Origin of the sequence: Mycobacterium sp. (assembly GCF_039583785.1) — a bacterium.
Classification (GTDB): domain Bacteria; phylum Actinomycetota; class Actinomycetes; order Mycobacteriales; family Mycobacteriaceae; genus Mycobacterium.
The window spans coordinates 1-19,355 of the sequence record NZ_JAVKSG010000059.1 but is presented as its reverse complement, the minus strand read 5'-3'; the positions used below and the strand labels follow the sequence as shown (position 1 = coordinate 19,355).

General features: G+C 66.9%; 17 protein-coding genes and 1 riboswitch. Of the genes, 8 read left to right on the top strand and 9 right to left on the bottom strand.

Going from position 1 to position 19,355, the window contains the following annotated elements; genetic code table 11:
• Positions 1-48 precede the first annotated feature (48 nt).
• The gene (locus ABDV69_RS16035; RefSeq protein ID WP_343576137.1) at positions 49-762 is read left to right on the top strand and encodes an NAD-dependent deacylase; all 714 of its coding nucleotides are present in this window, start codon (positions 49-51) and stop codon (positions 760-762) included.
• On the opposite strand, the gene ABDV69_RS16030 is transcribed toward ABDV69_RS16035, so the two are convergent.
• Genes ABDV69_RS16030 through ABDV69_RS16020 form a run of 3 tightly spaced genes read right to left on the bottom strand, consistent with a single transcriptional unit; the run spans position 759 to position 4,514 of the window.
• On the bottom strand, positions 759-1,406 hold the full coding sequence (locus ABDV69_RS16030; RefSeq protein ID WP_343576127.1) for a class I SAM-dependent methyltransferase: 648 nt from the start codon (positions 1,404-1,406) through the stop codon (positions 759-761). The genes ABDV69_RS16035 and ABDV69_RS16030 overlap by 4 nt on opposite strands.
• A gap of 26 nt (positions 1,407-1,432) precedes the next feature.
• Entirely contained in the window at positions 1,433-2,137 is a 705-nt protein-coding gene (locus ABDV69_RS16025) for a TetR/AcrR family transcriptional regulator (RefSeq protein WP_343576125.1), read from the bottom strand.
• Positions 2,127-4,514 carry an MMPL family transporter gene (locus ABDV69_RS16020; RefSeq protein ID WP_343576123.1) on the bottom strand — a complete coding sequence of 796 codons (2,388 nt, stop codon included), beginning with the start codon at positions 4,512-4,514 and terminating at the stop codon, positions 2,127-2,129. The genes ABDV69_RS16025 and ABDV69_RS16020 overlap by 11 nt, the downstream gene beginning before the upstream one ends.
• Positions 4,515-4,816: 302 nt before the next feature.
• On the opposite strand from ABDV69_RS16020, the gene ABDV69_RS16015 reads away from it, so the two are divergent.
• Positions 4,817-4,948 carry a hypothetical protein gene (locus tag ABDV69_RS16015; RefSeq protein WP_343576122.1) on the top strand — a complete coding sequence of 44 codons (132 nt, stop codon included), beginning with the start codon at positions 4,817-4,819 and terminating at the stop codon, positions 4,946-4,948.
• 171 nt (positions 4,949-5,119) lie between these two features.
• Here ABDV69_RS16015 and ABDV69_RS16010 read toward each other — a convergent pair whose 3' ends face one another.
• Positions 5,120-6,193, bottom strand: coding sequence for a CaiB/BaiF CoA-transferase family protein (locus ABDV69_RS16010; RefSeq protein ID WP_343576119.1), 1,074 nt, complete (start codon positions 6,191-6,193; stop codon positions 5,120-5,122).
• A gap of 90 nt (positions 6,194-6,283) precedes the next feature.
• Between ABDV69_RS16010 and ABDV69_RS16005 the strand changes: the two genes are divergently transcribed.
• Positions 6,284-7,114: an enoyl-CoA hydratase gene (locus ABDV69_RS16005; RefSeq protein ID WP_343576117.1), complete on the top strand. Its 831-nt coding sequence runs from the start codon at positions 6,284-6,286 to the stop codon at positions 7,112-7,114.
• A 3-nt stretch (positions 7,115-7,117) separates the two neighbouring features.
• On the opposite strand, the gene ABDV69_RS16000 is transcribed toward ABDV69_RS16005, so the two are convergent.
• A complete protein-coding gene (locus ABDV69_RS16000; protein WP_343576115.1) occupies positions 7,118-7,837 on the bottom strand; it encodes a CPBP family intramembrane glutamic endopeptidase in 720 nt (239 codons plus the stop codon).
• A gap of 160 nt (positions 7,838-7,997) precedes the next feature.
• Complete coding sequence (locus ABDV69_RS15995) at positions 7,998-9,140, bottom strand: NAD(P)H-binding protein (RefSeq protein ID WP_343576114.1); 1,143 nt, start codon at positions 9,138-9,140, stop codon at positions 7,998-8,000.
• Between the two features lie 261 nt (positions 9,141-9,401).
• Between ABDV69_RS15995 and ABDV69_RS15990 the strand changes: the two genes are divergently transcribed.
• The 3 genes from ABDV69_RS15990 to ABDV69_RS15980 are packed head-to-tail and all read left to right on the top strand — an operon-like array spanning position 9,402 to position 12,022.
• Complete coding sequence (locus ABDV69_RS15990) at positions 9,402-10,442, top strand: type III polyketide synthase (RefSeq protein ID WP_343576112.1); 1,041 nt, start codon at positions 9,402-9,404, stop codon at positions 10,440-10,442.
• A 2-nt stretch (positions 10,443-10,444) separates the two neighbouring features.
• Complete coding sequence (locus ABDV69_RS15985; protein WP_343576109.1) at positions 10,445-10,960, top strand: isoprenylcysteine carboxyl methyltransferase family protein; 516 nt, start codon at positions 10,445-10,447, stop codon at positions 10,958-10,960.
• A 45-nt stretch (positions 10,961-11,005) separates the two neighbouring features.
• Positions 11,006-12,022 (top strand): NAD(P)/FAD-dependent oxidoreductase, encoded by a 1,017-nt coding sequence (locus ABDV69_RS15980; protein WP_343576106.1) that lies wholly within the window; start codon positions 11,006-11,008, stop codon positions 12,020-12,022.
• Between the two features lie 11 nt (positions 12,023-12,033).
• Here ABDV69_RS15980 and ABDV69_RS15975 read toward each other — a convergent pair whose 3' ends face one another.
• Together ABDV69_RS15975 and ABDV69_RS15970 are read right to left on the bottom strand one after the other, a co-directional pair.
• Entirely contained in the window at positions 12,034-12,822 is a 789-nt protein-coding gene (locus ABDV69_RS15975) for a crotonase/enoyl-CoA hydratase family protein (RefSeq protein ID WP_343576104.1), read from the bottom strand.
• On the bottom strand, positions 12,819-13,967 hold the full coding sequence (locus tag ABDV69_RS15970) for a thiolase family protein (RefSeq protein WP_343576101.1): 1,149 nt from the start codon (positions 13,965-13,967) through the stop codon (positions 12,819-12,821). Before ABDV69_RS15970 ends, ABDV69_RS15975 begins: the two co-directional genes overlap by 4 nt.
• Positions 13,968-14,099: 132 nt before the next feature.
• Here ABDV69_RS15970 and ABDV69_RS15965 point away from each other — a divergent pair, with 132 nt between their 5' ends.
• Together ABDV69_RS15965 and metE are read left to right on the top strand one after the other, a co-directional pair.
• Positions 14,100-14,759 (top strand): SDR family oxidoreductase, encoded by a 660-nt coding sequence (locus tag ABDV69_RS15965; protein WP_343576098.1) that lies wholly within the window; start codon positions 14,100-14,102, stop codon positions 14,757-14,759.
• Between the two features lie 129 nt (positions 14,760-14,888).
• Positions 14,889-15,101: riboswitch (cobalamin riboswitch) on the top strand.
• 125 nt (positions 15,102-15,226) lie between these two features.
• A complete protein-coding gene (gene metE / locus ABDV69_RS15960; RefSeq protein ID WP_343576095.1) occupies positions 15,227-17,500 on the top strand; it encodes a 5-methyltetrahydropteroyltriglutamate--homocysteine S-methyltransferase in 2,274 nt (757 codons plus the stop codon).
• 56 nt (positions 17,501-17,556) lie between these two features.
• On the opposite strand, the gene ABDV69_RS15955 is transcribed toward metE, so the two are convergent.
• Positions 17,557-19,299 (bottom strand): DUF3556 domain-containing protein, encoded by a 1,743-nt coding sequence (locus tag ABDV69_RS15955; protein WP_343576091.1) that lies wholly within the window; start codon positions 19,297-19,299, stop codon positions 17,557-17,559.
• Between the last annotated feature and the right edge of the window lie 56 nt (positions 19,300-19,355).

Sequence of the window (19,355 nt, the reverse complement as noted above, 5' to 3'; positions counted from 1 at the left end):
CCTCATCGCGCCGCACCCGCTGCATCGTCGCCGGGCTATCTTGGTGGGGTGCGTATCACGGTGCTGTCCGGCGCGGGCATCTCCGCCGAGAGCGGCGTACCGACGTTTCGTGACGACAAAAACGGCCTCTGGGCCAAATTCGACCCCTACGAGCTGTCCAGCGTTCAGGGTTGGGAGCGTAATCCCGAACGGGTCTGGGGCTGGTACCTGTGGCGGCACTACCTGTGCGGCACCGTCGAACCCAACGACGGTCATCATGCTGTGGCCGCCTGGCAGAACCACGCCGAGGTCAGCGTCGTCACCCAGAATGTCGACAATCTGCACGAGCGCGCAGGTAGCTCACCGGTGCATCACCTGCACGGCAGCCTGTTCGACTTCCGTTGCGCGACGTGCGGTTTGCCGTACACCGGCGAGCTTCCCGAAATGACGGAGCCCGCACTGGAAGTCGAGCCGCCGTTCTGCACCTGCGGTGGCCTGATCCGTCCCGACATCGTCTGGTTCGGCGAGGCACTGCCCCAGGGGCCGTGGCAGCACGCCGTGGCAGCGACGACCAACGCAGACGTGCTGGTCGTCGTGGGAACGTCGAGCATCGTCTATCCCGCGGCGAGCCTTCCCGACGCCGCGCTGGCCCGCGGGATCGCCGTCGTCGAGGTCAATCCGGAGCCCACGCCGCTGTCCGACAGCGCCACGCTCACCGTGCGCGAATCCGCCAGCACGGCGCTGCCGACCCTGCTGCGGCGACTGCCGACCCTGTTGAACTAGGCGGGGCGGCGCGCCCGGCCCACCACGAACTCCGTCGTCGGCACCGGCACCCACGCCGGAAACAAGAATTCGGTCCGGCTGCGCTCGATCTCGAATCCCGCGGAACGGATCGACTGCTCGGTATGACGATGGGCGTGACAGTTCCCGGCCAGCCTGGGCCACAGCGTGGTGATGTCGACGAACCGCTGATACCTGCCGCGGGCACCCGTGCTGGCCACGTGTTCCAGGTAACGCAGTTCGCCGCCCGGCTTCAGCAGCGAAAGTGCTTGCTGCAGAACTGAATCGGGCTCAGCTACCGAGCACAACACCAGCGAGAAAACCACCGCGTCGAACGGCGCGTCGGCCGAGAAACTCTCCACGGTCCGGTTAGTGACCTCGACCGGAACCGGAGCGGTCACCGCCGCCCCCCGGGCCAGTTCGACCAACTGTTGCTCGGGCTCGATCGCGACGACCTGCTCGACGGTGTCGGGATAGAACGCGAAGTTGGACCCGGTGCCGGCGCCCACCTCGAGAATCCGGCCGGACAACCCGGCCAGGTTCTCCCGCCGGGACTCCCGCATCTGCCTGGTCTCGTGCGCCGCGATCGTGGTCCAGATCCGGGCGAAGAACGGGTGATGGACGGTAGTGGGCGTCGATGATGTCATGCTTGCCAGCCTTTGCACGTGGGTTGCTAAAAAGATCGTCGCATTGACGAGTCGAACGCGGTCAACCTTTCCACCACCTGCTGTGGTGTGGCGTCGGGGCCGATGAGTCCGGCCACCATATGACCGGAAAACACGGCACGCAGCACACGGTCGGTGAACACTTGGGCATCACCGAACGGTAGGTGCGGTTTGGCGATCAGCAGGGCGGCCACGCCGTGAGCGGCACTCCACAGTTCCAGGGCGATGCCGGTCGCGTCACCAGGTGCAAGCACACCCTCGCCCATCAGAGCCTTGACGGTGGCGGTTATGTGCTCGAACGCCGAACTTGCAAGCGCGGCATCGACATTGCTGTCCGACTTCCACTCGCCCATCGTCGCGATCCGGTAGAGCTCGGGGTTTTCAGTGGCGAACCGGACGTAGGCCAGCCCCTGGGCGCGCAGAACCTCGACCGTGTCCGACGACATGGCGGACACCCGCTGCATCTCCTGGTCTAGCTTCTCGAAGTAACGCGCACACACCGCGTCGAGCAGCGCGTCCTTGTCCTGAAAGTGCAGATAGATCGACGGCGGGGTCACACCCACGCGTGCAGCCACCGAGCGGATCGACACGGCCTTGGCGTGCCCGACGTCGAGGAGGAGTTGGGTTGCCGCATCGAGGATTTCGTCGCGAAGCAGGTCGCCGGACCCACGCGGGGCACGCCGCCTGCGAAGAATGGACACGTCAGCCACCATCGGCGACCGTCACGGCAGTACGGGCGGCGGCTACGGCCGAGTGTTCGTCGGATCGACGGTGGCGCCCGCTGGCCGGCCCGGCCGCCAACAGCCCGGTCGCGGAGTCGAATTCGCTGATCCCGAGTCGTTCGTGCAGCCACACCAGCGGCTTGGGCGACCACCAACTCCAATGGCCCAGAACGTGCATGAACGCCGGCACCAGAACCATCCGCACCAGCGTGGCGTCGGCCAGCACGGCCAGCGTCAGCCCGGTCCCGAACATCCGCATGAAGGACACCTGCGCAGCGATCAACGCCGCGAACGAGATCGACATCACCAGCGCGGCAGCGGTGACGACGCGGCCGGTGCGGGCCAGCCCGAGCGCCACACTCTCGTCGTTGTCGGCGCGTTTGGTGTGGTTGTCGGGTGGCACAGGATGAGAGGCGACCGCCGCCAACCAGTACTCGCGAATCCTGGAGACCAAGAAGACTTCGTAATCCATCGACAGGCCGAATGCGACACAGAACAACAGCACCGGAATGTTGGCCACCACTGTGCCGCTCTGCGTGGTACCCATGGCCCCGAGGTGCCCGTCCTGGAAGATCCACACCAGCGCACCAAAAGCTGCCGTCAGCGATAAAATGTTGCACACCAAAGCTTTTAGCGGCAGTAGCACACTCCCGGTGAGCAGGAACAGTAACGCGAAGGTGATGACGCCGATCAGACCAAGCACCAGTGGCAGGCGTGCGGTGATCGCATGCACGCTGTCCCGGTTGATCTGCGCCATCCCGGCCAGCTGGACCGATTGACCCGCCGGTCCGGGCACCGCATGCAGCCGATCAAGCTGGGTATCGGACGCGTTCGAGAACAACGGCGCCGTGCTCGCCACCGTCAAAAACGCGCTGCCCCGGTCCATCCCGGTCGCCGCCGTCGGCGGCCCGACCTGCCTGCCGGCGACGAACGTCCCGGTCGGAGCCGAGACGGCCGAGACGTCGGCCACCCGGGACAGGTCGGCGGCATAGCGGCTGAGGTCGCCCGGACGCACCCCTCGAACATCCGGAACGACAACAGACACCGCGGTCGCCGCGTCATCGGCGAAATCGTGACGCAGCTGATCACCAACTACATGTGCCGACGCCGACGTCGGCAGCACCCGGTCATCGGGCATCCCCCACTTCACCCCGAAGAATGGAAGTCCCAGCGCCAGTAGCAATGCGACGACCACCAGGCCGATAGGCACCGCTCGTCGCGTCACGAACTTGGTGGAGCGGTACCAGAACAACTGCTCTACGGGCTTGCGAACCGGGTCCGGCCGGCCGAATATCCGCCGCCCGAGCTTGCGGACGTCCATCGCGTCCAGTCGCGGCCCGAGCACCACGATCGCCGCCGGCGTCACCAGGATGGCCGCCGCCGCGACGAACGCCACCGTGGCCACCCCGGCGTAGGCGAACGACTTCAGGAAGTACATCGGGAAGAGCACCAGCACCGCCATCGACAACGCGACGGTGGTCGCGGAGAACAACACCGTGCGGCCCGCGGTGGCCATGGTCCGGATCAGTGCCTCGTCCGGGGCGCGGCCGTCGGTCAGCTCGTCGCGATAGCGGCTGATGATCAGCAGCGTGTAATCGATGGCCAGGGCCAGGCCGAGCGCAGTGCTCAGGTTCAGCGCGTAAGTCGACACGTCGGTGCCGAAGCTGATCAGTCGTAATACCGACATCGATCCGACGATCGCCAGCCCGCCCAGACAGACCGGCAACGCCGCCGTCAGCAACCCGCCGAAAACCCAGACCAGCACCAGGAAGCTGAGCGGGATCGCCAGCGACTCCATCAACAGCAGGTCACGCTCGTTCTGGCGGTTGATCTGGTCGTAGACCATCGCCGCTCCGCCGGCGCGAACCGTGACGCCGTCGCGGTCATGCACGACGCGGGCCGCGATCTTCTTGGCGTAGTTCTGCGCGTTGTTTTCGCCGCCCTTGAGGTTCGCCACGATCAACCCGGACGCACCGTCCTTGCTCACCAGGTCGGCAGCTAGGTGCGCGCCATGGGGATCGGACCCAGCGGCCGCCGCGGGCCCGGTCCACGCCGAGACGACGTTGTACACCCCGTCGGAGCCTTGGACCTGGTTGACGATGTCGGTGGCGACCCTGCGCGCTTGCTCACTCTGCGCGCCGGCCGGTGCAGTCACCAGGATGACCAGCTGCTGATCGCTCTGCCCGAACTTGTCAGTCAGCAGCGTGATCGCCTGCGCCGACTCAGAGGCCGGGTCCTGGAAACCACCCGCGGACAGGCTCTTGGCCACCGGAAGCCCGAAGACCGCCGCGGCCAGCAGGACCATTACGGCAGCAGCGAGTATGCGCCGGGGCCTTGCGATGGCAAGGCGGGCGATCCGCTCCAGCATGAGTGTCCTCCGGTCCAATAACGTCACTAACTTATCAACGATAAGTTAGTGACGCAACTTTCGAGCCCGTTACCGGCGCCTTAGCAGAGGGGACGAGACGGATATCCGCGTTCATTCGACGCGGCACCCGCAAACCAGGACATTTGCGGAGCATATGTGGTTCAACGTCTGCCCAATAGGTCACTTCCAAGCATCCGGACGCGGTGTCCGGCGAGTGGGGACTTACCGGGCGGTAACAATTGCCACGATTTTCAGAATCGTGACTCAAAGATTCCTTAACCGTTGTCCATACGCTCATCTACATGTGGATCGATGACTTCAGTGCCGACGTGATCAAAGTTGATTTCGAGGCTCTCTACCACGGCGACGTCCTGGTGGAGGGTGAGTGCTCGGAGCAACTCGACGATTGGCACCCGCTGTCCAACGCCAGCTAGCCCGTGCGACGCACGCTCCGCAATTCCGGGCGTGGCCGTGTCGAGGCGATAGTGAGCCTCACGTCGCATCTCCGGTGTCAGCCCATCGATCCGAAAAGCCCCCGCCAGGCGGGGGCTTTTTCAGCGGCCTGCACTCGGTCAGAATCGCACCGTCCAGCCTGTCGGCGGCGACTATACCCAGTCGGCCAGGACGGCCTCGGTGTCGGCTCCCGGCTGACCGGGCGGCCGCGGCTGGTCCGGCTGCGAGCGCGAGAACCGGGGCGCCGGCAGCGGCTGGAGTCCCTTGCCGGCCCGGTAGAAGGTGTTGCGCTCGGTGATGTGCGGCTCGGTCTCGACCTCACCGAACGCTAGCACCGGCGTGACGCACGCGTCGGAATCGGCGAACACCTTGGCCCAGTGGTCACGGTCGCGGCTGGCGAACACTTGCGTGAACGTCGCCCGCAACTCGGGCCAGCGGCTGCGATCGTTCTGCTCCGGCAGGTCCGCGGGATCGAGGCCGAGACCGGCCAGCATCGCCGCGTAGAACTGCGACTCGATCGCACCCACCGAGACGTAGCGGCCGTCGGCGCATTCGTAGGTGTCGTAGTATGGCGCGCCGGTGTCGAGCATGTTGGTGCCGCGCTCGTCGGTCCACAGCCCCAGGGCGCGCATCCCCCACATCATCTGGACCAGCACTGAGGACCCGTCGACCATCGCCGCGTCGACGACCTGCCCCTTGCCGGACGTCTGCCGCTCGAACAGCGCCGACAGGATCCCCAGCAGCAGGAACATCGACCCGCCGCCGAAGTCGCCGACCAGGTTCAGCGGCGGCACCGGCCGCTCACCCGCCCGGCCGATTGCGTGCAGCACACCGTTGAGCGAGATGTAGTTGATGTCGTGGCCGGCCTGCTTACTGCGCGGGCCGGTCTGCCCCCACCCGGTCATCCGGCCGTAGATCAGCCGATCGTTGACCTTGGCGCAGTCGTCCGGACCGAGCCCCATCCGTTCGGTGACACCCGGCCGGTAGCCCTCGATCAACACGTCGGCCTTGGCGACGAGTTTGCGCACCAGATCGCGGCCTTCGTCGGACTTCAGGTCGGCGATGACGAACCGGCGGTTGCGCAACATCGGGTCAGAGCCGGTGGCACCGGGCCGGTCGATGCGCACCACGTCGGCACCCAGGTCGCCGAGGATCATCGCGGCGTGCGGGCCCGGCCCGATTCCCGCCAGCTCGATGACTCGCAACCCTGTCAGCGGACCCGCCATCTAACCGACCTCCTTGTCGACACGAAACTCCCTGGCATCTTCGCAGTTGCCCGCGACTGCCCTGCACCCCGGTGGCTTACAGTCGAGACCATGACCGCTATCGATTCCGGCATCGACGCCCTGGCCTCCGTAGACGGGCTTGCCGTCAGCCTCACCGACGGCGTGCTGTCGGTGACGATCGACCGTCCGGACAGCCTGAACTCGTTGACGCTGCCGGTGGCGGTGGGTATCGCCGACGCGATGGAGCAGGCGGCCAGCGATCCGCGGGTCAAGGTCGTGCGGCTGGGTGGCGCCGGTCGCGGCTTCTGTTCCGGAGCCGGAATGAGCGCCGACGACGTGGCCGGTGCCGGTTCCGGCGACGGACTGCTCCTGGCGGCCAACCGGGTGGTGCGGGCGATCACCGCACTGCCGCGCCCGGTCGTCGCGGTGGTTCACGGCCCAGCAGCCGGTGTGGGCGTCTCTATCGCGTTGGCCTGCGACCTGGTATTGGCGTCGGAGAAAGCATTTTTCATGCTCGCATTCACCAAGATCGGCCTGATGCCCGACGGCGGCGCCTCGGCGTTGATCGCCGCCGCCATCGGCCGGATCGGTGCGATGCGGATGGCGCTGTTGGCCGAGCGACTACCCGCTGCTGATGCTCTGGCAGCCGGACTGATCAGCGCGGTCTACCCGGCCGACGACTTCGGGGCCGAGGTGGACAAGGTGGTGGCCGGCCTGCTCGCCGGACCGGCGGTGGCGTTCGCCAAGACCAAGCGTGCCATCAACGCCGCGACGCTCACCGAGTTGGAGCCAGCCCTGCAGCGTGAACTCGATGGTCAAGCGGTCCTGCTGAATTCACCCGACTTCCGCGAGGGCGCAAGGGCTTTCCAGCAGCGCCGGACGCCGGCCTTCACCGACAGCCCGGACCTCACAAAGGACTGAGCGTCACTGAGCGAACAGCGGCGGCAACCCCAGCAGCATGACCAACGTCCACACGAAGTGGGTCAGGATCGGCGCCAGCACCCCGCCGGTCGCGCGGCGCTCGAGCGCGCACACCGTCCCGAGAACGACGGCGGCGAAGGCGAGCATCGGGTTGCGGCTGCTGGCGAGCGTTGCAATGACGTAGATCACGGTCGAAATCAGCAGCGGCTGGTGTCTGCCCAGGGCCGTGTACAACGCCCCGCGGTAGAACAACTCCTCGCCGATGGCCGCCAACAATGCGATGGCCATCGTCAGCCGCCACGAGCCCTGGTCGGTGTAGCGCAGCAGACGGGTGATGAACTCGGCGACGGCGGGGATCTCCCGGACGAGTAATCCGCCGAGCAGGAAGACCCCGCCGACCAGCAATCCAATGGTGGCGCCGCTGACCACCGGACGCTGATTGCGCCCGCGCCACCGGGCACCGCCGAGGTGCAACGGTCCGGACACGAAAGCGCCCAGCGCCCAGATGCCCGACAGGGCCAGCGACCACCAGTAGAACGCGGGTTCGCCGGGATGCCGTCGCAGCGCCAGACTCAACGCTACGGCACCCAGCACCAGCACGACCGCGACCACGATTCGCCTGCGTCGCACGACACCGGGCGGTTCGTTCTGCGGCACAGCGACATTGACGATGCCGCGGCGGATCTCCTGCAGTGCGCTGGGCTGGGAACTCACGTTAGACACCGCGCCACTCCTCCTCATCACTTCGCTCTGCATCGTCGCTGGCTGAGGACACCGCGCCACTCCTCCTCATCACTTCGCTCTGCATCGTCGCTGGCTGAGGACACCGCGCCACTCCTCCTCGATACTCCAGATCGCACTGCTCCGTTGATCCGCGCCGGCGTCAGCCATTCAATCGCACTTTCGGTGTGAGAGTGATCAAGATGTCGAGCCCGGTCCGAAGCGCACCGGCGATCGGGCCGGGAACAGCGTCCACCATTGCGAGGCCGGGTCGCGCGATCGATGGAGTCACTATGCACGCAAGCCGCCGCAGGCGCAGCGCATCACCACCCGTCCAGGCCGGATCGCTGTCGGCGAGGTGGTGTGGGTCGGCAAGCGCGTTGACCGGGCGAGGCCGGTGATTCGACAGCGCGCGGTCGATCGCGTCCTCGATCGACCGCAGGCCGCCCGCCGGGTCGCGAACCAGATCGCGAAGTCCAGTGCCGCTGGCTCGCATCGGATAGTCCAGCGACTCCACCAAGTCGGCGGCCAGTCCGTCGGGCACCGGCAGCGCCAACGCGGTCACCCACGAGGCCAGCGTGGTGCCGATCCCCCATACCGGCAATCCGGCGTGCCATCTGCCGCAAATGCGCGCATAGGTCTTGAGCAGCTCGCGGTAGGACGTGGTCTCCGGCCCGGCGATGTCGTACGCGCCGGCGGGGACCAGCCCCGCATCGGCGGCCGCGACGAGATAGTGCAACACGTCACGGATGGAGATCGGGTCGATCGGGTTGTCCATCCATGTCGGGATCGGGATCACCGGGAAACGGTCGCCGACGTAGCGCAGCATCTCGAACGACGTCGAGCCTGCGCCGAGGATGATCGCGGCGCCCAGCCAGAGCACCTCGGCACCGCCCTCGACAGTCAGCGCGTCGGCCACCTCGGCGCGGCTTCTCAGGTGCTCGGACAATCCCTCGTCGGACGGGACGAAACCACCGAGGTAGACAATCCGGCGCACACCCGCAGTTTTGGCTGCGGCGCCGACATGTGCGGCAGCGGCGCGGTCGGCATCGCGAAAACCGGGCTGACCGATTGCGTGCACCAGGTAATACACCACGTCGATCGCCCCTGCATCGGCGAGCCCGGCGTGCGCCGAGCCAGCATCGGCGGCGTCCAGCTGCACAGCCGTAACCTCATCGAACCATCCGAACTGGGTCAGGCGCGCCGGGTCTCTACTGGCGGCGAGCACCTGGTGTCCCGCCGCCAGCAGCGCTGTGACCAGCCTAGATCCCACATATCCCGTGGCGCCGGTCACCAGAATTCGCACAGTCTCAAACCTACCGATCGTGATTCGCGCCGACAGCTGGGTTGAGTTGTTGCCCTGTCCCCGGCCGGACAAACCGCATTTCCGCCGTCACATCCGGTTCCGCACACACCCCTGCAGCGATTCCGGCGCATGGTTGTTATGTTCCAATAATCCGGATTGAACAACTGGCGGTGCAGAACCGTGGTGATTAGAGTGAGTGAACATGCGCAGTGCCACCCCGCGATCGCAAGGGGTGCCCGAATTGCACGAGGTACGGGCAATATGACAGTAACCCCGACCGTTGCGGCCGTCGCCGTCGAATTTCCGCCGCATCGCGTCTCTCAGGCCGAGGCGATGTCCGGCTTGACCGGATTCGGCGGCCCGGAGTTCGAACGCTTCGCCGCCAGCGCGGGAGTGCAGCAGCGCCGGATTGCGATGCCGCTGGCCGACTATGGGACGGTGAGCGGCTTCACCGAAGCCAACGACATCTTCATCGAGACGGCGCTGACGCTCGGCGAGCGCGCGATCCTGTCGGCCCTGGGCGCCGCCGATGTCAGGCCCGACGAGGTCGACGTCGTGTTCTCGACGACGGTCACCGGGCTGGCGGTACCCACCCTGGAAGCCCGGTTGGCGGCGCGCCTCGGCTTGCGGCCCGATGTGAAACGGGTGCCGCTCTTCGGTCTGGGCTGCGTGGCCGGCGCCGCGGGGGTAGCCCGTATGCACGACTATCTGCTGGCATTCCCCAACCAGGTGTCGGTGCTGCTGGCCGTTGAACTGTGTTCGCTGACGTTGCAGCGCGACGACCTCTCGGTCGCCAACCTGGTGGCCGCCAGCCTGTTTGGCGACGGTGCGGCCGCCGTCGTCGCCAAGGGGGCGGCCCGGACGTCGTCCGGCCCCAAGGTGCTGGCCACCCGCAGCCGGATCTACCCCGACACCGAAGACGTGATGGGCTGGGACATCGGCAGCAATGGGTTCAAGATCAAGCTCTCCACCGAGGTGGCGATCGTCGCCGAAAAATATGTCGGCGACGACGTCCGCAACTTCTTAAGCGATCACGGCCTGACTCCCGACGACATCTCGACCTGGGTCTGTCACCCCGGCGGCCCGAAGGTCATCGAGGCGATCGAGAACACTCTCGACCTCCCGTCGGACGCCATGGATCACACCCGTAACTCGTTGCGCGAGAATGCAAACCTGTCGTCGGTGTCGGTGCTGGATGTGCTCAACAGGAACATGGTTGATCCGCCGGCACCGGGATCGTTCGGTCTGATGATCGCGATGGGCCCGGCGTTCTGCTCAGAGCTCGTGCTCCTCGGCTGGTAGGCGTGTACTACCTGCTGGTCTTGGCCGTCGGCGTCGAGCGAGTGGCCGAGCTGGTCGTCGCCAAACGCAACGCCCGGTGGGCGTTCGCCCATGGCGGCAAGGAGGTCGGGCACAACCACTATCCGGCGATGGTCACCATTCACACCGCGTTGCTGCTCGGCTGTGTCTTGGAAACATGGGCGTTGCATCGCCCGTTCCTGCCCTGGTTGGGCTGGCCGATGCTGGCCCTGGCGGTGCTGGCTCAGGCGCTGCGCTGGTGGTGCATCACGACATTGGGCCGCCGGTGGAACACGCTGGTGATCGTGCTCCCCGAGGCACCGCTGGTACGGCAGGGCCCCTACCGCTGGCTGCATCACCCGAACTACCTGGCCGTCGTCGTGGAGGGGTTTGCGCTGCCGCTGATCCACACCGCCTGGCTGACCGCGGTCTGTTTCACGGTGGCCAACGCGCTGCTGCTGACGGTTCGTATCAGAGTGGAAAACTCGGCTTTGGGCTACGCCCGTGCCGCGCGCCGGTGACCTGAACCGGCGCCGCATGAGCGTCGCCAATGAGGAGGAGCGGCATTGATGAGTTATGACGCGGACCTGCTCGTCGTCGGCGGCGGCCCCGGCGGGCTCGCCACCGCGTTACACGCTCGACGTCTTGGACTTTCGGTGATCGTGGCCGAGCCGCGGGAAAGCCCGGTCGACAAGGCCTGCGGCGAGGGCCTGATGCCCGGCGGCCTGGCCGAACTGATCTCGCTGGGCGTCGACCCGGCGGGCCTGCCATTGCGCGGCATCGCCTATCTGAACGAGCGGCGACGCGCCGAAGCGTGCTTCCACGACGACCCGGGCCGTGGGGTACGGCGCACCACGCTGCAGGCTGCGCTGGCCGCACGGGCCAAAGAGCAAGACACCGAATGGGTTTCGACGCGTGTCAGGACTGTCCAGCAAGACGCTCACGGCGTCACGGCGGCCGGGGTTCGGGCCAGGTGGCTGGTGGCCGCCGACGGGTTGCATTCCAGCGTGCGCTCGGCCGTCGGAATCGGCGCGGTCGCGGGGACGCCGCGACGCTACGGTGTGCGCTGGCACTTCTCCGTGCCGGCGTGGTCGGAGTTCGTCGAGGTGTACTGGTCGCCGTTCGGCGAGGCCTACGTGACACCGGTTGAGCCGGATCTGGTCGGCGTGGCGATCCTGTCCCGCGGGCAGCCGGACCTGGCCTGGTTCCCGCGGCTGACGCGGCGGTTGCGCGACGCCGGACCGACCCGGGCCCGTGGCTGCGGCCCACTGCGGCAAGTGGTTTCGCGTCGGGTCGCCGGGCGCGTGCTGCTTGTCGGCGACGCAGCCGGATACGAGGACGCGCTGACCGGCGAAGGCGTCAGCCTGGCCGTCAAGCAAGCCGGTGCCGCGGTGGCCGCCATCGTCGACGAAAACCCGTCGTCGTACGAGGCGGCTTGGCGCCGAATCACGCGCGACTATCGGATACTCACCCGCACCCTGGTGTTGACCACAGCGTCGCGCGCCGCGCGCCGCGCTGTCGTCCCCGCGTCGGCGATGTTGCCCGGCATGTTCAGGCAGGCGGTGAACCGGTTGGCGCAGTAGGCCTTAACTACTCAGCGCGCCTTCCAGACCGGCGGACGCTTCTCGGCAAACGCCAGCGGCCCTTCTTTGGCATCCTCGGTGCGCAGCAGCGTGCCGAACTCGCGTGCGGTGCGAGCCCAGCCGGCTTCCTCGTCGGGAATGACGCCGTCGTCGGCGCCACAGGCGATCCGCTTGCTGGCCTGCACCGACAGCGGCGCGTTGACGGTGATTCGCTTGGCCAGCGCCAGCGCGGCTTCCAGCACGGTGCCGTTGGGGACGACCTGGTTGATCAGCCCCCAGTCCGCGGCCTCGGAGGCGCCGATCGGCTCACCGGTCAGCAGCATCTGCATGCCGACCTTGCGGGGAAGCTGCTGCGCGATGCGGAACACGCCACCGGCGCCGGCCAGCAGCCCCACCTTGACCTCCGGCAGACCGAACTGCGCACGTTCCTCGGCCACCACCAGGTCGCTGGCCAGGGCCAACTCGGTACCGCCGCCCAGCGCGGTGCCGTTGACCGCGGCGATCGTCGGCTTGTCGATGAAGTGGTGCACGTAGCCCGCGAAACCCCACTCGCCATGGTCGGGGTGATACAGGTTCTCGCCACGCGAGATCGCCTTGAGATCCGCTCCGGCACAGAAAGATTTGTCGCCGGCGCCGGTGATCACCACCGCCCGCACGTCGGTGTCGTGCTGCGCCTGCTCGAGCGCGTCACCGACGCCGATGCTGACCGCGCCGTTGACGCAGTTACGCGCCTCCGGCCGGTTGATGGTGATGACCAGGACGTCACCCCGGCGCTCGGTGAGCACCGCGGGGTCGGTCACAGCAGCTCTACGATGGTGGCGTTGGACTGGCCGCCGCCCTCGCACATGGTCTGCAGGCCGTAGCGAATTCCCTTGTCCCGCATGTGGTAGAGCATCGTGGTCATGATCCGGGCGCCGGATCCGCCGAGCGGGTGGCCGAGGGCGATCGCGCCGCCGTTGGGGTTGAGCTTCTTCTCGTCGGCGCCGATGTCCTTCAGCCAGGCCAACGGCACCGGCGCGAACGCCTCGTTGACCTCGAACACACCGATGTCTTCCAGCGTCAGGCCGGACCGCTTCAGTGCTTTCTGGGTGGCCGGGATCGGCGCGGTCAGCATGATCACCGGGTCGGCGCCGGCCAGCACCGCGGTGTGCACCTTGGCGATCGGGTTGAGCCCCAACTCCCTGGCCTTCTCGGCCGACATCAGCAGCAGCGCGGCAGATCCGTCGGAGATCTGGCTGGAGTTGCCGGCGTGGATCACGCCGTCCTCCTTGAAGGCAGGCTTGAGCTGCGCCATCTTCTCGATCGGGGTGCCGCGACGGATGCCCTCGTCCTTGAGCACCGGGTTACCGTCCTGATCTTTGATGGCGACGATCTGATCGTCGAATGCGCCGGAATCCTGTGCGGCCGCGGCTTTTTCGTGCGAGCCAAGGGAGAACTCGTCGACCGTGGTCCGGTCGAAGCCCCACTGCTCGGCGATCATCTCCGCGCCGATGCCCTGGTTCGGGATGGCGCCGTTGTAACGGTCCAGGAATGTCTCGGGGAAGGGCCGCCCGCCATTGGCCAGCGAGGCCCCCATCGGGGTCCGGGACATCGACTCCACACCGCCCGCGACGACGACGTCGTAATGTCCGGCGACCACGCCGGCGGCGGCGAAGTGGATCGACTGCTGGCTGGACCCGCACTGGCGGTCGACGGTCACGCCGGGCACGGTCTCCGGCCAACCGGCGGTCAGCAGCGCAGTGCGGCCGATGTCCAATGACTGCTCGCCGGCCTGCATGACGCAACCCCAGATCACGTCGTCGACGAGGCCCGGGTCGATGCCGGCCTTCTGCACCAGACCGTTGAGCACCTGCGCGGACAGATCGGCGGCATGCACGCCGGACAGGCCGCCGTTCCGCTTCCCGACCGGCGAACGGACTGCCTCGACGATGACGGCTTCAGCCATGGCGTTATCTCCTTTTGGTGAAATGACGACTTCTCTCGATTGTTGACCAACCGCCTAGTTGGGCCGCCGCCGGGGTGTCCTACCGGCCGGTAGCGTCGGAGTCCGTACTTTGGCTTCCGTACCTTGGAAGGCATGTCGCGCATTGTCATCGTCGGCGGCCACGGCAAGGTCGCCCTGCAGCTGGCCCGCATCCTCGCCGACCGCGGAGACGAGGTGGACTCGGTTATCCGAAATCCCGATCATGCCGACGACATCACCGCCACCGGCGCCCATCCCGTCGTCGCCGATATCGAGCATCTCGATACCGCCGCGCTCACCGACGTGGTCAAAGGCCACGACGCGGTGGTGTTCTCCGCCGGCGCCGGCGGCGGCGACCCGGCCCGCACCTACGCCGTGGACCGCGACGCCGCGATCCGGGTGATCGATGCCGCCGGGCAGGCCGGCGTCAAACGGTTCGTGATGGTCTCTTACTTCGGCGCAGGACTTGATCACGGCGTGGCCGAAGACAATTCGTTCTTCGCGTACGCCGAGGCCAAGGCGGCGGCGGACGCCCACCTGCGCGCCGGCGACTTGGACTGGACGGTGCTGGGCCCAGGTCGACTGACCCTGGAACCGGGGACCGGCCGGATCGCGGTCGGCGCCGGGGCTGACAAGGGCGAAGTCTCGCGCCAGGACGTCGCAGCGGTGGCGGCCGCGGTGCTGCACGAGCCATCGACCATCGGCCGAACCATCGACTTCAACAACGGCGACCTGCCCATCGCCGAAGCGCTGAATTGCAGCGGCGATCGCTAGCGCGGCCGTGGCGATCGCAAGCGCGGCGCGGCCGGGCGCAGCGGGTCGCCACAATCGACCGCAGCCGGTCGCGGCGGGTCGCCGCCAGCTATCCGGTAATCTCCACCTCGCAGTCGGTCTGCCGATCTCGTCGTCCGCGACGAACTCGGCATCGAGCGGAGCATGTTAGACGCGCTTCGTAAGAGGGAACCCGGTGTGAGTCCGGGACTGTCCCGCAGCGGTATGCAGGAACGAACGCCGTCTCCAAGCACTGGTCACACGACTGGGAAGCGACGGCCGGTAGGAGCACCGCCAGGTGCGTGCCTGTGAGTCCGAAGACCTGCCGACTGTGCCGGGCGCGCCGCGCCTGGCGGTTCACCGCCTCGTGGAATGGGCGTCTGGCCGAAACGGTTGCAGTGGCTGTGTTCGCTGCGCCGGATCGGTTCTGCGTCCGTTGGCGGCGACCACCCGTCGAATGAAGGACGATCATGACCGCAAAACCGTTTACCGCCACCGTTACCGGATCCCCGCGCATCGGCCCGCGCCGCGAGCTCAAACGCGCGACCGAGAGCTACTGGAAGGGCAACACCAGCCGCGCCGACCTGGAGAAGATCGCCGCCACCATCCGCCGCGACACCTGGTCTCAGCTGGCCGACGCCGGTCTGGACTCGATCCCGGTGAACACCTTCTCCTACTACGACCAGATGCTGGACGCCGCCGTCCTACTGGGTGCCCTGCCCGAGCGCGTCCAGTCCGTCGCCGACGACCTGGACCGCTACTTCGCGGCCGCGCGCGGAAACGGCGACATCGCGCCGCTGGAAATGACCAAGTGGTTCGACACCAATTACCACTACATCGTCCCGGAGATCGGGCCGAAGACGACGTTCTCGCTGCACCCCGAGAAGGTACTCTCGGAGCTGAAAGAGGCTCAGGCTCTGGGCATTCCGGCCCGCCCGGTCATCATCGGTCCGATCACCTTCCTGCTGCTGAGCAAGGCGGTCGACGGCGCGGGCGCGCCGATCGAGCGACTCGACGAACTGGTGCCGCTCTATACCGACCTGCTGGGCCGGCTCGCCGATAACGACGTGGAGTGGGTGCAGGTCGACGAGCCGGTGCTGGTGACCGACATCTCCGCCGACGCACCGGAGCTCGCCGAGCAGGTCTACAACATGCTGGGCGGACTGGCGGACCGGCCAGCTATTCATGTCGCCACCTACTTCGGCGGCCCGGGTGCGGGCCTGTCCGCGCTGGCCCGCACACCCGTCGAAGCGATCGGCGTCGACTTGGTTTATGGCACCGACACCGCGATCGTGTCAGTGCCCGAGATGACCGACAAGACGCTGGTGGCCGGCATCGTCGACGGTCGTAACATCTGGCGCACCGACCTGCAGTCGGCGCTGAGCAGGCTGGCCAGCCTGCTGGGCTCGGCGAAGGCCGTTGCTGTGTCTACGTCGTGCTCGACGCTGCATGTGCCGTATTCGTTGGAGCCCGAGACCGGGTTGGACGACGCATTGCGCAGCTGGTTGGCCTTTGGCGCCGAGAAGGTGCATGAGGTCACCACGCTGGCGAAGGCGTTGAAGGACGGCCGCGACGCGGTGGCCGACGAGATCGCGCAGTCCAACGCGGCGGTCGCATCCCGCAAGAACGACCCACGACTGAACAACAGCCAGGTGCGTGCCCGGCTCGAGTCGATCGCGAAATCCGGCGGCAGCGAACGCGGCCCCGCCGCCAAACGTCGTGAGGCGCAGACCGATCGGCTGCACCTGCCACCGTTGCCGACGACCACCATCGGCTCGTTCCCGCAGACCGTCGAGATCCGCAAGGCCCGCGCCGCGCTGGTCGCCGGTGAGATCGACGAGGCCGAGTACACCCGGCGGATGCGATCGGAGATCGCCGACGTGATCACGCTGCAGGAGCAGCTGGGTCTGGACGTGCTGGTGCACGGCGAGCCGGAACGCAACGACATGGTGCAGTACTTCGCCGAGCAGCTGGATGGCTTTTTTGCCACCAAGAACGGCTGGGTGCAGTCCTACGGCAGCCGTTGCGTACGCCCGCCGGTGCTCTACGGCGACGTGACTCGCCAGCACCCGATGACGGTGGAGTGGGCCAAGTACGCGCAGTCGCTGACCGCCAAGCCGGTCAAGGGCATGCTCACCGGTCCGGTGACGATCCTGGCGTGGTCGTTCGTCCGTGACGACCAGCCGCTGGCCGACACCGCCAACCAGGTGGCGCTGGCCATCCGCGACGAGACGGTGGACCTGCAGTCAGCCGGCATCGCGGTGATCCAGGTCGACGAGCCCGCGCTGCGGGAGCTGTTGCCGCTGCGCGACTCTGACAAGCAGGCCTACCTGGACTGGGCCGTCGGCGCGTTCCGGCTGGCGACCTCGGGTGTCGAAGACTCGACGCAGATCCACACCCACCTGTGCTACTCGGAGTTCGGTGAAGTGATCGGTGCGATCGCCGACCTGGACGCCGACGTCACCTCGATCGAGGCGGCCCGCTCACACATGGAGGTGCTCGACGACCTGAACGCGATCGGCTTCGCCAACAGCGTCGGGCCGGGTGTCTACGATATCCACTCGCCGCGGGTGCCGAGCACCGACGAGATCGCCCAGTCTCTTCGAGAGGCCCTCAAAGCCGTTCCTGCCGAGCGACTTTGGGTCAACCCGGACTGCGGCCTGAAGACCCGCAACTCCGACGAGGTCGAGGCGTCGCTGACCAACCTGGTCGAGGCGACGAAGAAGGTCCGCGCCAACGCATGAGTCTCGCGCGAGCGTAACGCCACCGCGAATTTGCCGATCGAATTCTCGCAGTGGCGTTACGCTCGACGGGCTGCAGCCGACTGCACGTGCACCGGCACGTCGTCGGCCCAGGGCTGGCGCGTCACCATGTCGGCCACCCGCACGTAGCCACGCTCGAATTCGCCGGTGGCGGCGTCGACTAGCCGATACTGCTGGGTCTGCCGGTGGATCGGCTGGGCGTCTAGCATCACCACCCGCACCTCGCCCGGTTCGAAGTGGCATCGCCGTTGCAGGGCCGCGACCAACTGCTCGTTGCTGAAGTGGCCGTCGCCGAAGTTCCAGCCGATGGCGGTGCTGGTGACGCGCTCGCCGTCGGTCAACACGTAGTCGTCTTCGTTCTGGCCGGCCATCACCCGGTGCGCCAGCGTGAACAGCGCCCGGCCGTGGGTGTTGAACGCGCGGAACGCATATCCCATGTACATCGGTATCTGCGCGGCTTCTTTACTGCCGTAGAACTTCTCCAATTGCGCGGCCGGCATGCTCGCGATCGCGACGACGCCCTCGGCGATCTTCGCCTCGGCCGACGGCTTGATGCACCACAGCGTGGTGTCCCAGTTGCCCGCGTAGTAGCGCATGCCCGGCAGGAAAGACACCTTGCGCGGGAACAGGTTTCCGAGGGCCGCGGTGCCCGCGACGGCGGCGAACAGCAGCAGCGGCAGCGGTGTGGTCAGATCGCGAAGTCCGACCGTGGCGTGTCCGACGAACAGCGCGAGCACGGAAAACATCATGAACACGTTCCACTCCAGCGGCACCCCCATCGGGATCGACGACAGGATGCCGAAGTGGAAGCACAGCATGACGAACGCCGCGATCGCGCCTGCCCAACCGCCGTGACTGAAGAACAGCACCAGCGGCACCAATCCTTCGACGGCCGTGCTGAAATGCGCGAGCCAGCGCGATGGGCGGCCGGGGCGCAGGTCGTCCGGAAAGTGTTCGAAGAACCTGCGTTTGATGAACCGCGGCCGGAACACCGGGTTGTTGCTCATCATCGTGGAGATGACGAATGGAAAGTGCTTGTTGAGTTTCGATGTCGCTGCACCCAACCAGATCACCAGGCAGACCAGTTTGGCGCCCAGGATCATGTCGACGCCGTAGCCGGCGAACAGGAACGCAACCGTGAACGAGGCGTAGACCTCACCGCGGGCAGCCAGGAAGATGACCTTGTCGCGCAGACCGAGTACCGCCAGCACACCCAGCACCGCCCAGATCTGCCACGCCGGCAGCACCCCGACCGTCGTGCCGAGCACCGGCATCGGGCCGGTGCCGTCGGAGAATATCGCGATGGTGAGCAGCACCAGCAGCGCGCCGTAAAGCAACGCGTCGAACGGGGTGCGGCTATCACCTTTCGTCAATGGAACCCGGCCGGGCCACGGTGGCAACCGGATGGTGCCGGGCCGCAGCCAGTACAGGATCGAGCCCATCGGCGGGAAGAAGCGGTTGTTCAGCGGGCCGAAGCCGCAGCCGAGTCCGACCACTTCGAACAGCATCGTGTAGAGCACGACCTTCTCGAAGACGATCGGCTCGGCGTACCAGTGCGCGACATGGGTAAAGCCGTTGATGCCGTCAGTGGTGAGCGCCAACAGCCACGCCGCCAGGATGTAGAGGCCGATCTTGACGACGTAGAACAGGTGCAGCACGACCGGGGTGCCGAAGCCCACCTCGGCCCAGTGCCGGGCCATCGGGATGATCTTCTCCGAGCGGGTGCCTTTGCTCCACTCCTCGAAGTCGATCTGCGGAGTGTCCTGTTTGAGGAATCCCATGGCGGCAAGACTAGAACGTGTTCTAGCCCGATGGTCGCGGATCGCCGCGAACCCCC